Here is a 791-nt window from a genome sequence, read left to right on the forward strand (position 1 = left end):
ACCTGGTATTGACTAATCACGGATCGAGACGCAGTTCGCTGTGCCACTCGATGCGCGTGGGCGGCTGCCGGTTGTGCAAGTGGTGCGCGGCGGTCCGAGTCACTGCGCACGCGTTGTGTTGGCGGGCGGCGGTCGTGCGTGGTGGGCGCCTGAAGTCAACGGCAGGCGCCTCCGGCGGGGGCTCTTGGCTCCCTCGGGGAACTGGCGCGGTTCCATAGGGTGGCCGGGTCAGGGCCCTGCGGCGGCGGTTTGTGAGGTGGTGCGGTCCGTTCCCCACGGTCGCGTCGTCAGCCCCAAGGGGTACAGCACCGGTGTCCGGGAGTAAAGTCCGCGCGGTTGCGGTCGGGCCTGCAAGCGGCGGTTTGTATAGCGCGAACTTGACTCCCGGCCACCGGCACTGTAGGCGAAGCCCTGCCGACGCGACCGAGGGGAACGAACCGAAAACCGACCGGAGAAATACAAAACTCGGGGGTGCGGGGCGGGCAGCTTGGCGATTTCGGCTGCCGGTTCAGATGCTGGCAACGCGACACCCCAGCATCCCCGAGGGCGCCACATTTATCAGGATGGTGAATCCGTCGCGGACGGGCTCGGCCGCCCCTGCAGTTGGAACGGCCAGCCCAGCAGCGTTCCGAAGTTGTCCTCGGTGACCAGGCGGAAGACCAGGCCGGGCTGTTGGTTCGCCGATGTGGCCGACAGGCGCACCACGTGTGCCGAGCCGCCGAGGACGTCGGTCTGTGGGGCGGTCAGCTCCTTCGACCATGGATTGTTCTGGACGAGATCGGTTCCGGTGG

The 791-nt window shown here is 67.3% G+C and carries 1 protein-coding gene; it reads right to left on the minus strand.

Features of this window, described 5'->3' with window-relative positions; all coding sequences use genetic code 11:
• Positions 1–558: 558 nt before the first annotated feature.
• A partial coding sequence (locus GWK61_RS54885) for a hypothetical protein (RefSeq protein ID WP_194922341.1) occupies positions 559–791 on the minus strand: 233 nt, incomplete at its 5' end.

Source organism: Catenulispora rubra, assembly GCF_015356825.1.
GTDB classification, from domain to species: domain Bacteria; phylum Actinomycetota; class Actinomycetes; order Streptomycetales; family Catenulisporaceae; genus Catenulispora; species Catenulispora rubra.